Source organism: Enhygromyxa salina (assembly GCF_002994635.1).
GTDB classification, from domain to species: Bacteria; Myxococcota_A; Polyangia; order Nannocystales; family Nannocystaceae; genus Plesiocystis; species Plesiocystis salina_B.
Genome location: NZ_PVNL01000113.1, coordinates 1 through 11,495 on the forward strand (window position 1 = coordinate 1; position 11,495 = coordinate 11,495).

Sequence of the window (11,495 nt, forward strand, 5' to 3'; positions counted from 1 at the left end):
AGCATGCCGCAGCGCAGGTAGGCCTCGAACTCCTCGACGATGAAGTCAGGCAAACCGCCGGACTGCTCGGCGCGCTCGAGGAAGGTCGGCCAGTGCTCCTCGATGAGCTGGTACAGCAGCGTCTCGTGCGGCCTGGGCATCGCCGACCGCGCGGACCGCTCGATCGAGGAGTCGGCCCGCCACCTGCGCCAAGCAGCAGGACCTGCGCTTCGCCACGGTCGAGCTCGTCGCCGCCCAGCTGATGGTCTACCGCGCGGATCTCGGCTGGTCGCGGGCGCGGGCTCGATCGCGGCCCGGGTCAGGGCGACGCGAGCAGGCCGCGCAGCACGGTCAGGGCGTGGGCGCGCACGAAGGGGGCAAACTCGACGCACATCTCGGCGAACTCCGGATCGGCGAGGACCTCGGCGACGGCCGGCGCCGGGTTGGCCACGGGGTGAACGCCGGCGACGGACACGAACACGAAGGTCATGAAGGTTCGCGCGCCGTCGACACCGAGCCCGGGCGCGGCGCGGGCGAGGGCCTCGGTCGGGGCCCCGGTCAGGGCGTGGAGCGAGCGCTTGAACTCGATGACGACCGCGGTCCCGACGTTGTGCTCGAGCACCGAGGACAGCGACGCGACCAGCACGCTGACGCGCGGGCGCGCGAGCAGGGTCTCGACCACGGCGTCGGCGATCGCTTCGAGCCGCGATCCGACTGGACCCTCGGCGATGGTCTCGACGCGGGTCGTCAGGGCGTCGAGCCACGCCTCGAGCTCGTCGAGGCTGACCGCGAGCAGGATCGCCTCGCGGCTCTCGAAGTAGCGATAGAGGTTGGCCTTGGAGATCTTCGAGCGCCGGGCGATCTCCGACAGGCTCGCCGCCTCGAGGCCGCCCTCGTCGAGGAGCTCGATCGCCGCCTCGAGGATCGTCGCCCGGCGCTGCCTTTTCTGCTCGGGTCGGCGCGCCCGCGACCAGCCGCGCTGGCCGCGCGATGGCTTGGCGGCCCCGCCCGCGGCCGCGGCTGATGGCTTGCGTGGCCTCCGTTCGCCCATGACGGCGAAAGTATAGGCTGTCCTTGACAAGAAACCATCGGTCGCTAAATAGGGAACCGTCAGTCATCAAATAGATGACCGTCGGTCATTAAACAGACAGCCGTCGGGTCATCAACGAGAGACCGGCAGTCACAAAAGGAACCAAACATCATGAGCAGCAAGCACTGGACCCGAAACGACATCCCCGATCAGACAGGCAAGCTGGCGATCGTCACCGGAGCCAACAGCGGCATCGGGCTGGAGACGGCGCGCGAGCTTGCGCGAAGCGGCGCGCGGGTGATCCTCGCGTGTCGCAGCGAGGCCAAGGCCGCCGAGGCGATCGCCGACATCCGCGGGGAGATCTCCGGCGCTTCGCCGAGCGGGAGCGTCGAATTCATGAGCCTCGACCTCGCCGACCTCGACGAGGTCGAGCGCTTCGCCGCGGCCGTCCACGAGCGCTTCGACCGCCTCGATCTGCTGATCAACAACGCCGGGGTGATGGTCCCGCCCTACTCCACGACCAAGCAGGGCTTCGAGCTGCAGCTCGGCGTCAATCACCTCGGCCACTTCGCCCTCACCGGGCGCCTGCTCGGCCTGCTCCTCGCGACCCCCGGCGCGCGAGTGGTCAACGTCTCGAGCGGGGCCCACTACGGCGGCAAGCTGAACTTCGACGACCTCGACTTCGAGGCCCGGCGCTACAAGCCGATGCGCGCCTACTCCCAGAGCAAGCTGGCCAACCTGCTGTTCACGCTCGAGCTCGGGCGCAAGCTCGAGGCGCTCGGGGCCGACGTGACCGTCGCGGCCGCACACCCGGGCTGGACCCACACCAACCTGCAACAGCACGCGAGCCTGTTCGATCGTCTCAACCCGCTGTTTGCCATGCAGCCTGGCGAGGGCGCGCTGCCGAGCTTGCGGGCCGCGACCGCGCCGGACGTGCGCGCGGGCGAGTACTACGGACCCGGCGGCCTCATGCAGATGCGCGGCGCGCCGGTGCGCGTGGGCATGAGCAAGGGCGCGCGCGACGAGGCCGTGGCCGCCCGGCTGTGGCAGGTCTCGGAGCAGCGCACGGGCGTGACCTACGACTTCGGCCGCGCCGCCCGGACGGCCGCGTGAACGGGTCCGAGCTGAAGGTCGTGGTCTTCGGCGGGACCGGGAGCGCGGGCCAGGGGATCGTCCGCGCCTGCCTCGACGCGCCCGAGGTCCGGGAGATCGTCGCCCCGACCCGGCGCCCGCTCGGCCTCGGCGAGGACGCCAAGCTCAGCGAGGTCGTCGTCTCCGACTTCGGCGACCCCGAGGTGCTCGCGCGCGAGCTCGGCGCCCACGTCGAGGGCGTCGACGCCTGCATGTTCGCCTTGGGCGTGTCGCAGTCGCAGGTGCCCGAGGAGGATCGCTACCGGGTGATCATGCACGACTACCCGATCGCCGCCGCCGTGCTGCTAAAGCGGGTCGCGCCCGAGCACACCTTCCACTTCATCACCGGGGCCGGGACCAAGGCCGGCAGCCGGATGATGTGGTCGCGGGTCAAGGCGCAGACCGAGGCGGACCTCGGCGAGCTCGGGCTGCGCGGGCTGATCTGCTACCGGCCGGGCTACATTCACCCCGAGCGACTGCGGCCCGAGCCGAGGACCGGCGAGCGGCTGATGCGGGCCCTTCATCCGCTGCTGCGCTGGTCGAAGGGGATGAGCATCACCGCCCGCGAGGTCGGTCAGGCGATGCTGCAGGCCCAGGCCGAGGGGCGGCGCGAGGGCGTGCTCGAGAACCCGGCCATGCGCGAGCTGGCCAGCCAGCGACGTCGGTAGTACGGCTTGGCGAGCCTGGGCGTGGCGGGGTTGGCGAAGTTCATGGTGATTTGGCCCTGAGGACCCGAACACAAAATAACTCGAGCGGGTCCTAACCCTGCGACCCGAAGATCCCGAGCGCGCGCAGCAGCCAGGCGGCGTCGGCGGTCTCGAGCACGGCCGGGTTGCCCGGGCGTCCGGCCTCGGTCATGAGTCCGCGCTCGCGGGCCATGGCCGCGAGCGCGCCGTCGATGGTCCCGGACAGGTGGGCTGCTGCAGAGGGTGTTCGCGGTCGACCTCATGACCTGCCCGCGCTGCCACGGTGCGATGCGCTTGGTGAAGATCGCCAACAAGGCCGACGACATTGCGCGGGCGCTCGCCGACCTTGGCCTTGGTGCCCGTCCGCCTCCGCGGCCAAGGCCAGCCCCACCTGGCCAGCTCGAGCTCGACTTCGCCGCGTGACCGACCCGACTCTGAACAGGTCGTGATGGTCGAGCCGTGCCTCGGGCTCACGGGGCCGGCCAACTTCGGGGGCGACATCACGGCGAAACGAGTCCTGCCCGGCAGCTGGCCCGTCCCAGATGCACCTCGCCGGCCGACGAGCACGCCGAGCGCGGTGTGGCGCGATGTTCACGCATCCCGCGACCCCGCATCGGATGTCTTATCCGCCGTCGGATCTGTTTGATCCGCTGTTCGACCGCGCGCAGCGGCTGCTCGCTGAGGGCATGCCGGTGCCGATCGTGCGGGTGGTTCTCGATTGCTCGCAGACGAAGCGCGAGGATGGGGAGTCGGCGGATGCCCTCGCGCTGCGAGTGGCAAAGCTGTTCTGCAAGACCTGCTGGGGACGGGACACGGTGATCCCCGAGATCTATTACTACAAGCCCTCGGCGGAGCGGAACGCGAAGGGGTGGGCGATGTTCAGCATGCACGCGAAGTGCATTGTGGTGGATGGCGAGATCGCGTTGGTGGGGTCGGCGAACTTCTCGGACCGGGCGCGGGATCGGAACCTCGAGGTCGGGGCGCTGATCCGGGACCATCACTTCGTTCAGTCGCTGCTGGCGGTTTGGGAGGACGTGGAGGGCGAGCTGGCGGTCGTGCCGGGGGAGGAGCTTCGCGCGGTGATTTGGAGTGAGGGGTGAGAGCCCTTTGGTGGGGAGCCCTGAGTTCGTGCTGGGTTATGCACGGCACTGAACGAGACGATTTGTCGAATAGCGACGGCGTGGGTAGTCTTGGACTGACGTTCGATGAGTTCGACATCCAAGATACGCGGGCGTGCACTGGCGAGCTTGTTCTCGTCGTTCGTGGTCGCGGGCTGCTTGCACTCGTCAGCCTCGACACCAAACCCCGCACCCAACGACGAGGCCACGGCAGCCGGCGAGGACGCGCTGGCGAGCACCTACCCCGACGCAGATGGGCCTGGATGGCGTGTTCGTAGCGGGGTGCTCGAGACCGTCCACGAAGGCCTGCGCGTTCGTCTTCCACCCGGTTGGAGCTTGGTGTTCGATGCGAACTTGGGCTTCGGCTTGGGCTTGGTTCACGAGCGGGATGATGTGCACCTGCGGAAAGGACATCCGATGCGGGGTCGCGGGATGCGTGAACATCGCGCCACCCCGCGCTTGGTGTGCTCGGCGGCCGGCGAGGCGCATCGCGGACGGGTCAGCTGCCGGACAGGACCGGTTCGGCGCGACATCGCCCCCGAACTTGCCCAGCTCCGTGAACCCGAGGCACGGCTCGACCATCACGGCCCGTTCAGAGTCGGGTCGGTCACGCCGCGAAGTCGAACTCGAGCTGGCCAGCTGGGGCTGGCCTTTGCCGCGGAGGCGGACGGGCACCGAGGCCCAGATCGGCGAGCGCCCGTGCGATGTCGTCGGGCCTGTTGGCGATCTTCACCAAGCGCATCGCACCGCGGCAGCGGGGGCAGGTCATGATGTCGACCGCGAACACCCGCGAGAGCAGCCACGCCCATGGATGTCGAGAGGGTTGCTTGGCGAGTCCCTCGAGCGCGGTCGGATCGCCCGCGAGCGACAACGGGATCTGCGTCGGCTCAGCGCGCTTGGGTTCGGGGCCTGGCACGACCTCGGGCCGCGCCTGCGTGCTCGAGCAAGACGCAGCCAAGCCGCCAGAGCGAGGGCAGGGCGTGGTGGAATTCGACCTCACCATCGAATCTCCTCCACAGCATGGAGCGAGGCCACGAGCAGGGTCTCGCCATCTCGCGCGGCCGCAGCAACACCGCGCAGCACTTGCGGCCCGAGGTGCGGCTGCCAGGCTTCGCCCTCGTCCTTCTCCAGCACCAGTACCTGCCCTCGACGGGGTGATTGTGCCGACTCACCGAGCGCCCAGACCGTATCGCCGTGTTCGAACAAGCCGACGACCGGGTTGGCGCTCAGGCGGCGACGCTGCGCGCCGTCGCCTGAATACCACCAGAGCGAGCCACCCCACTCACCAGCATCAAACCCGATCAAGTAGCCATCTTCGACGGGGTGAATCGTCGCTCGCCCGCGGGTCGCGGGTCCGGTCCATGGCGGCAGCTCGAAGGGCAACGATCGCGTTGTTGGGACCGATCGATCGACTGAGCCGTCGATGTGTCCGAAGCGCTGAGAGCTCGTCGCGCCTCCCCGAACCTTGCTTCATCTGGTCTAACCGCAGGGAGCTGGCAAGCACCTAGACCGACTTGACTGACATGATCAAATCGGTCAAGTTGCCGGCATGGGCTCGAGCTCGAACAGGCGCGACGCGATCCTCGCCGCCACCGTACCCGTCGTCGGTCACTTCGGCGTCGGCAAGACCTCGGTGGCGGACCTGGCCAAGGCCGCAGGGATCTCGAAGCAGGGTCTCTACCTGCACTTCGATTCGAAGGAACAGCTGATCGCGGAGGCGATGGCGCGCTACTTCGACGAGGGCCTTCGCCAGGTCGCGGAGGCCCTCGAGCAAGCCAGCGTCCCGCTGCAAGAGCGGCTCGTCACCGCCCTCGACGCGTGGTTCGGGCGCCACCTCGAGCACTTCAGGCCCGACTCGCTCGAGGTCATCGAGCGGACGAGCCCGGTGACCTCCCGCGTCGACGGCGTGAAGAACGAGGTGCTCGAGCGGCTCTCGAAGGCGCTCGCGGGATCGGACGAGATGGCCCGTCACACCTGCACGCCGGATGAGCTCGCGAGTGTGTTGTTCCAGTTTGGTCTGACCTGGAAGGAGGGCCACGCCTCGAGGGCAGCGTTCGAGCAGACGCTGACACGCTGCGTCCACGCCTGCTTCCCGCCAGCCAAGAAGGCGACCAAGGCGAGGCGTCGATGAGCCGCGTGCTCGTCACCGGTGGCAGCGGCTTCGTCGGCAGCCACGCGATCCTGCGACTCATCGTGGACGGCCACAGCGTTCGGAGCACGGTCCGCCGGCCCGAGCGCGCGGCGGCCTTGCGCGAGCGCCTCGGTGAAGCGGGGTGCTCCCCGGACGATGTCACGATCGTCGCGGCCGATCTGCTCGGCGACGAGGGTTGGGCCGAGGCCGTCGGCGGCTGCGACTACGTGCTCCACGTCGCCTCTCCCTTTCCCGCTGCGCAGCCCAAGGACGCCAACGAGCTCATCGTTCCGGCGCGCGACGGCACGCTGCGGGTCCTCCGCGCGGCCCGCGACGCCGGGGTCGAGCGCGTGGTCTTGACGTCGTCGTTTGCGGCGGTGGGCTACGGGCATCCGCCACGCGACGAGCCCTTCACGGAGGCAGACTGGTCCGACACGAGCGCCGATCTCCCGCCCTACATCCGCTCGAAGATCGCCGCCGAGCAGGCCGCGTGGCGCTTCATCGAGGAGGAGGGCGGCGGGCTCGAGCTGAGCGTGATCAACCCCGTGGGGATCTTCGGACCCGTGCTCGGCCGCGACTACTCGAGCTCGATCGCGATCGTGGAGCGGATGCTCTCGGGCAAGCTCCCTGCCTGCCCGCGGGTCTACTTCGGCGTGGTCGACGTGCGCGACGTCGTCGACCTCCACCTGCGCGCCATGGTCTCCGCCGAAGCCGCGGGCGAGCGCTTCATCGCCGTCGCCGGCGACAGCCTCTCGATGCTCGACGTCGCCACCATCTTGCGCGAACGCCTGGGGGAAGCGGCCAGCGAGGCGCCGACCCGCGAGCTCCCCGACTGGGTGGTGCGGGTCGCCAGCTTGTTCAACCGTGAGCTCCGCCCGATCGCGGCTTCGCTCGGCGAGCTGCGTCGTGCGTCCAACGCCAAGGCTCGCCGCCAACTCGAGTGGACACCGCGGGCGAACGAAGCCGTGATCGAAGCCACCGGCGCGAGCTTGCTGCGCCTCGGGCTCGCGCCGTGATCACGCGGCGGCGCGCCACGTCGAAGCGGGCCAAAGGACTCGATCGTCGGTGAGCTCGACAGCACGATCGTCGGCGTCCGGCCCCGGACCGAGAGCTCGCCCGGGAGCGCGCCGAGGTCGATGTTGACGAGCTCGGGGTCGCGTAGCCCAAGCTCTCGTCGACGACGCCGCCGCGCCCCGGGTCAGCGACCCGGGGCGGACACCGTCGACGACGAGGGCCGACCCTCAGACTTGCGCGTAGCCGCCGTCGACGAAGACCTCGCTGCCGGTCATGAAGCTGCTGTCCTCGGAGGCGAGGAAGGCCGCGGCCGCGGCGGTCTCTGCCGGGTCGGCCATGCGACCGACGGGTGTCGCGGCGATCAGGCTGTCGAAGATCGCCTGTCGCATCTCGTCGGTGTCGGCCAGGCTATCGAGGCCGGGGGTCTTGGTTGGGCCGGGCGAGAGGACGTTGACGCGGATGCCCGTGCCCACGAGGTCGTGGGCCCAGCTTCGAGCGAAGTTGCGGATGGCGGCCTTCGTGGCGCTGTAGATGCTCAAACCCGGCGTGCCCATGACGCCGGTGGTCGATCCGGTGAGGATGATCGAGCCGCCATCCTGCATTAGGGGCAGGGCCTTTTGCACGGTGAACAGCGTGCCCCTGACGTTGACGTCGAAGGTCTGGCTGAACTGCTCGGGCGTGATCTGGCCGAGGGGCGCCGGGATGCCGATGCCGGCGTTGGCGAACAGGACGTCGACGCGGCCGCGCTCGGCCCGGACGGTCTCGAAGAGGCGGTCGAGATCCTCGGCCTTGGTGACGTCGCCCTGGACGGCGCGGGCGTCGACGCCGAGCTCGGACAGGGCGGCGTCGAGGGCGTCCTGTCGCCGACCCATGATGTAGACGAAGGCGCCGTCGGCGATGAAGCGCTTGGCCGTGGCCAGGCCGATCCCGGTGGCGCCGCCAGTGATGACAGCTGTTTTTCCTCGAAGTTTGCTCATGCGGTGTACTCCCGATGGGGTTACTTCGAGCCTATGGAATGTTTTCTACTTCACAAGTATGCACCTTTTGGTTAGTACCTCCCCAAATGGCTGAGTCACGCACGCAACAGCTCGGCTTCATCTGTGGCCTCGACGCCGCGCTGCGGGTCGTCGGCGGCAAGTGGAAGCCCTTGATCCTCCACTTCCTCTACTCGGAGTCGAAGCGCTACGGTGAGCTCAAGCGCTGCGTGACGGGGGTGAGCGACAAGATGCTGAGCCAGCAGCTCAAGGATCTCGAGTCGCACGGTGTCGTCTCGCGGACTGACCACAACGAGATTCCGCCGCGCGTCGACTATGCTCTGACGCCGCTCGGCAGGAGCCTGGCCGAGACGCTAGTCCCGTTGTGCGAGTGGGGCGAGCAGCACCAAGAGATGATCGCGTCCTCGGTCTGAAAGCCCGCTACACTCTGCGACCATGGTCTCGAGTGACCACTATGGCGTCGGCGCGCCCGACTCCTCGCTCCGCCTCGACGTTCACTTCCATTGCCTCGTCCTCGACGGCGTCTACGTCCGTGACGGCACGCTGTCGTGCTCGACCCGCTCGACTTCGTTGCGCGATTGGGCGCACTGATCCCGGCGCCGCATTTCAGCCGAGTCTCGAAGCGATGTCGTCCCGGGTGTTGCACCCGAGCAACCCGAGCCGCTCCAGCTCCGGCTCGCATATTGACGGCGAGGCGACGCCGGTCGAGCTCGAGGTCGAGCTCAAACCTGCGTCGAGGCACCCCTGGGCATGGTTGCTCGCGCGGGTGTTTGCGGTCGACGTCATGACCTGCTCGCGCTGCGGCGGGCGCATGCGCCTGGTCGAAATCGCCGACTCGCGAGACGGCATCGCGCGGGTGCTCGCCAACGTCGGCCTCGGCCCTCGGCCGCCACCGCGTCGGCGGCCGGCTGTGGCTGGCCAGCTCGAACTCGATCTCGCCGCTCGACCGGCAGCCACCTCGACCCACGCGCGGGTCGTGATTGGGGGCTCGTGCGCCGAACCTTGCGAAGCGAGCTGTTGAGGGCGGCATGGTGCTCGTCGCGACGCTGGTGTCCGTGCAGCTGGCGGTCCGGTGCCGCGCGCGGGCCGGCTCGACACGCGACGCGTTGGGGTTGGGTGTTGGGCATCACAATGCCTCGGCGTGCTCGGAAAACAGCTGGGTCAAGGCCGTGGCCATCGCACGCATGCGTGGCACTCGCTTGAGGTCCTGGTGCATCACCACATAAAAGGGGACTGACGGCGCCGCGGCATCGAGCACCAGCTCTTCGAGCCCCGCCGGGGCGACGCCGGCCGCATACATGACGATCCCCATGCCGGCTCGTGCTGCCTCGAGCCGCGCCTCGATCGTGTTCGCGCGAAATGGGAACACTGTCGCCCCCCGAGCGACGAGCCACTGCAACGGTCCGAGCTCACGCCCAGCATGTTGGTCGCCAATGAAATGTTGATTGGGGTATTCGGCGCGGGTCAGCGTCCGACTTGGTACATGCCTGGCGATATAGGAGGCGGACGCAAACAGGGCCGGCGAGATCTCGCCGACGCGCTTTTGAACGAGCACACGCGAGGTTGATCGGCCCCCGCGCAGCCCAATGTCAGCGTGGCGCTCCGCGAGATCGACAAGGGTCGAATCGACCGAGACCTCGACGCTGGTGGTGGGGTCCTGCTGCCAGCAGCGGCGCGCCGCTTCGGCGGCGAGTCGGCCAAACCCATCGGGGACCGAGAGCCGGATCGCAGCAGCTCGCTCGCGCTCGTGCGCGCTGAGGGATTGTTCGAAGCCGGCGGCGATCTCCACCAGCGCGTGGGCCTCAGCTTCGATCTGCACGCCGTGGCTCGTGCGATGCACGACGGACCGTCCAAGCTCCCGCTCGAGCGTGGAGATCCGGCGCATCACGGTCGAGGCCGACATGCCGAGCCGCCGCCCTGCCGCGAGGAAGCTCCCGCAGCGATCAACCTCGAGCAAGATTCGGCAGTCGTCCCAATTCACGGCCGGGCGAATCTAGCAAATTTGCGATTTGCAGCAACGCAAAACAGTTCGGCCGCTGTGCAAAGCCCAGTTGTTCGCAGATCACTATACTCGTCGCATGAACATCGCAGTACTGGGCGCCGGGGCGATCGGGAGCACCTTTGCATATCAGCTGGCGACCGCCGGCCACGAGGTCACCGCGATCGCGCGTGGCAACCATCTGCGGCAGCTGCGAGCGGACGGCGCCGTGGTGCTGGAGAATGGACAACGAGCTGGGGTGACGGTTCAGGCCGAGCTCGACCCGAGCGTCGCCTACGACCTCGTGCTGGTCACGGTGCTCGCACCCCAGGTCGACGCCGTGCTGGGGGTGTTGCGTGAGAGCGCGGCCAAGCGGGTCATGTTCATGTTCAACACCTTCGAGCCACTCGATCGTCTGCGCGAGGCGGTTGGACCCGAGCGCTTCGTGTTTGGGTTTCCAGGGGGCGTCTTTGCGCAGCTGATCGACGGCCAGCTGCGCAGGCGTATCTTGCGGGGCACGACGACCGGCGATCCGGCGTGGGCGACGGTGTTTGGCGCCGCGGGGATCCCCACCCTCGTCAGCGCCGACATGCACGCGTGGCTCCGCTCGCACGCGGCGTTGGTGATCCCGCTGATGTCGATCGGGGTTGTCGTCGCGCAGCGCGGCGCCGGTATCAGCTGGATGGAAGGGCGTCGCTACGCGGCGGCCTTGGCAGCGGCGTTCGAGATCGTGCGGAGCCTCGGGCATCGCATCGAACCATTCGAAGTCGCCGTCCTCAGCCGAACGCCGCGCATCGTGACAACGCTGTTGCTGTGGATCATGAGCCGCACCGCCGTCCTGCGTGACCTCGGCGCGCTCGGCCCGGCGGAGGCACGAATGCTGATCGACATGATCTGCGCCGCGGCCCCAGGCCGGGCGCTCGCGCTGCAGACGATTCGGCCTTGACGCGCCGAACCAGTTTGGCGCCGAGTCGTCACAGGGGCCTTCTTGCATCTCGAGGTGCAGCGCGTCGCCCTCCCGAAGCAATCGACTCCGCATCCCCCGTCGGCTTCTTCATGTTCTTCGCAAGCCTCCCCCAACAACAGCGCCGGTTCTGGCACCTCCTCGAGGTGCGCGTCGGCTACGTGCTCGCCGAGCACGCCTGGGGTACAGGCTACACAAGCGAGCTCCTCCGTGGTTTCACCGCCCAGTGGGACGAGCGCCGCCCACCAGCTCGACTTCTCGCCGGAGTGGCCCGCGAGAACATTGCCTCCCGGCGTGTCCTAGGCGGAAAGGACATCCGATGCGGGGTCGCGGGATGCGTGAACATCGCGCCACCCCGCGCTTGGTGTGCTCGGCGGCCGGCGAGGCGCATCGCGGACGGGTCAGCTGCCGGACAGGACCGGTTCGGCGCGACATCGCCCCCGAACTTGCCCAGCTCCGTGAACCCGAG

Annotated in this window: 16 protein-coding genes; 11 read left to right on the top strand and 5 right to left on the bottom strand. The window is 68.6% G+C overall.

The window, feature by feature from the left end; genetic code table 11:
- Window positions 1-298 precede the first annotated feature (298 nt).
- Complete coding sequence (locus ENSA7_RS28155; RefSeq protein ID WP_106092463.1) at window positions 299-1,030, bottom strand: TetR/AcrR family transcriptional regulator; 732 nt, start codon at window positions 1,028-1,030, stop codon at window positions 299-301.
- 150 nt (window positions 1,031-1,180) lie between these two features.
- Between ENSA7_RS28155 and ENSA7_RS28160 the strand changes: the two genes are divergently transcribed.
- The 4 genes from ENSA7_RS28160 to ENSA7_RS28175 all read left to right on the top strand — a co-directional run bounded on the left by ENSA7_RS28160 (window position 1,181) and on the right by ENSA7_RS28175 (window position 3,926).
- Window positions 1,181-2,122, top strand: a complete 942-nt coding sequence (locus ENSA7_RS28160; protein WP_106092464.1) for an oxidoreductase — start codon at window positions 1,181-1,183, stop codon at window positions 2,120-2,122.
- The gene (locus tag ENSA7_RS28165) at window positions 2,119-2,808 is read left to right on the top strand and encodes a Rossmann-fold NAD(P)-binding domain-containing protein (RefSeq protein ID WP_106092465.1); all 690 of its coding nucleotides are present in this window, start codon (window positions 2,119-2,121) and stop codon (window positions 2,806-2,808) included. The genes ENSA7_RS28160 and ENSA7_RS28165 overlap by 4 nt, the downstream gene beginning before the upstream one ends.
- A gap of 261 nt (window positions 2,809-3,069) precedes the next feature.
- Window positions 3,070-3,249, top strand: a complete 180-nt coding sequence (locus ENSA7_RS28170) for a hypothetical protein (RefSeq protein ID WP_106092466.1) — start codon at window positions 3,070-3,072, stop codon at window positions 3,247-3,249.
- Between the two features lie 164 nt (window positions 3,250-3,413).
- Entirely contained in the window at window positions 3,414-3,926 is a 513-nt protein-coding gene (locus ENSA7_RS28175) for a phospholipase D-like domain-containing protein (RefSeq protein WP_244923933.1), read from the top strand.
- Between the two features lie 625 nt (window positions 3,927-4,551).
- Here ENSA7_RS28175 and ENSA7_RS28185 read toward each other — a convergent pair.
- Together ENSA7_RS28185 and ENSA7_RS28190 are read right to left on the bottom strand one after the other, a co-directional pair.
- On the bottom strand, window positions 4,552-4,902 hold the full coding sequence (locus tag ENSA7_RS28185) for a hypothetical protein (protein WP_181234197.1): 351 nt from the start codon (window positions 4,900-4,902) through the stop codon (window positions 4,552-4,554).
- 38 nt (window positions 4,903-4,940) lie between these two features.
- Window positions 4,941-5,249, bottom strand: coding sequence for a hypothetical protein (locus tag ENSA7_RS28190; protein ID WP_146158224.1), 309 nt, complete (start codon window positions 5,247-5,249; stop codon window positions 4,941-4,943).
- A 244-nt stretch (window positions 5,250-5,493) separates the two neighbouring features.
- Between ENSA7_RS28190 and ENSA7_RS28195 the strand changes: the two genes are divergently transcribed.
- Window positions 5,494-6,075, top strand: a complete 582-nt coding sequence (locus ENSA7_RS28195; protein ID WP_106092471.1) for a TetR/AcrR family transcriptional regulator — start codon at window positions 5,494-5,496, stop codon at window positions 6,073-6,075.
- Window positions 6,072-7,091 (top strand): SDR family oxidoreductase, encoded by a 1,020-nt coding sequence (locus ENSA7_RS28200; RefSeq protein WP_106092472.1) that lies wholly within the window; start codon window positions 6,072-6,074, stop codon window positions 7,089-7,091. The genes ENSA7_RS28195 and ENSA7_RS28200 overlap by 4 nt, the downstream gene beginning before the upstream one ends.
- A 225-nt stretch (window positions 7,092-7,316) precedes the next feature.
- On the opposite strand, the gene ENSA7_RS28205 is transcribed toward ENSA7_RS28200, so the two are convergent.
- Complete coding sequence (locus ENSA7_RS28205) at window positions 7,317-8,066, bottom strand: SDR family NAD(P)-dependent oxidoreductase (RefSeq protein ID WP_106092473.1); 750 nt, start codon at window positions 8,064-8,066, stop codon at window positions 7,317-7,319.
- 86 nt (window positions 8,067-8,152) lie between these two features.
- On the opposite strand from ENSA7_RS28205, the gene ENSA7_RS28210 reads away from it, so the two are divergent.
- The 3 genes from ENSA7_RS28210 to ENSA7_RS28215 are packed head-to-tail and all read left to right on the top strand — an operon-like array spanning window position 8,153 to window position 9,105.
- Complete coding sequence (locus ENSA7_RS28210; protein WP_106092474.1) at window positions 8,153-8,497, top strand: winged helix-turn-helix transcriptional regulator; 345 nt, start codon at window positions 8,153-8,155, stop codon at window positions 8,495-8,497.
- A 22-nt stretch (window positions 8,498-8,519) separates the two neighbouring features.
- Window positions 8,520-8,675, top strand: a complete 156-nt coding sequence (locus tag ENSA7_RS42570; protein WP_146158225.1) for a transposase — start codon at window positions 8,520-8,522, stop codon at window positions 8,673-8,675.
- Between the two features lie 34 nt (window positions 8,676-8,709).
- The gene (locus tag ENSA7_RS28215; RefSeq protein WP_106092475.1) at window positions 8,710-9,105 is read left to right on the top strand and encodes a hypothetical protein; all 396 of its coding nucleotides are present in this window, start codon (window positions 8,710-8,712) and stop codon (window positions 9,103-9,105) included.
- A gap of 105 nt (window positions 9,106-9,210) precedes the next feature.
- Here the strand turns inward: ENSA7_RS28215 and ENSA7_RS28220 are convergent, their stop codons facing one another.
- Complete coding sequence (locus ENSA7_RS28220; protein WP_106092476.1) at window positions 9,211-10,065, bottom strand: LysR family transcriptional regulator; 855 nt, start codon at window positions 10,063-10,065, stop codon at window positions 9,211-9,213.
- Between the two features lie 97 nt (window positions 10,066-10,162).
- Here ENSA7_RS28220 and ENSA7_RS28225 point away from each other — a divergent pair, with 97 nt between their 5' ends.
- Entirely contained in the window at window positions 10,163-11,008 is an 846-nt protein-coding gene (locus ENSA7_RS28225; protein WP_106092477.1) for a ketopantoate reductase family protein, read from the top strand.
- A gap of 110 nt (window positions 11,009-11,118) precedes the next feature.
- A partial coding sequence (locus ENSA7_RS28230; RefSeq protein ID WP_146158226.1) for a GNAT family N-acetyltransferase occupies window positions 11,119-11,495 on the top strand: 377 nt, incomplete at its 3' end.

Bases quoted from the DNA above. Each gene is read 5' to 3' on its own strand.
- ENSA7_RS28160 (WP_106092464.1), top strand. From the start codon at position 1,181: ATGAGCAGCAAGCACTGGACCCGAAACGACATCCCCGATCAGACAGGC.
- ENSA7_RS28200 (WP_106092472.1), top strand. From the start codon at position 6,072: ATGAGCCGCGTGCTCGTCACCGGTGGCAGCGGCTTCGTCGGCAGCCAC.
- ENSA7_RS28195 (WP_106092471.1), top strand. From the start codon at position 5,494: ATGGGCTCGAGCTCGAACAGGCGCGACGCGATCCTCGCCGCCACCGTA.
- ENSA7_RS28205 (WP_106092473.1), bottom strand. From the start codon at position 8,066: ATGAGCAAACTTCGAGGAAAAACAGCTGTCATCACTGGCGGCGCCACC.
- ENSA7_RS28225 (WP_106092477.1), top strand. From the start codon at position 10,163: ATGAACATCGCAGTACTGGGCGCCGGGGCGATCGGGAGCACCTTTGCA.
- ENSA7_RS28175 (WP_244923933.1), top strand. From the start codon at position 3,414: ATGTTCACGCATCCCGCGACCCCGCATCGGATGTCTTATCCGCCGTCG.
- ENSA7_RS28155 (WP_106092463.1), bottom strand. From the start codon at position 1,030: ATGGGCGAACGGAGGCCACGCAAGCCATCAGCCGCGGCCGCGGGCGGG.
- ENSA7_RS28210 (WP_106092474.1), top strand. From the start codon at position 8,153: ATGGCTGAGTCACGCACGCAACAGCTCGGCTTCATCTGTGGCCTCGAC.
- ENSA7_RS28215 (WP_106092475.1), top strand. From the start codon at position 8,710: ATGTCGTCCCGGGTGTTGCACCCGAGCAACCCGAGCCGCTCCAGCTCC.
- ENSA7_RS42570 (WP_146158225.1), top strand. From the start codon at position 8,520: ATGGTCTCGAGTGACCACTATGGCGTCGGCGCGCCCGACTCCTCGCTC.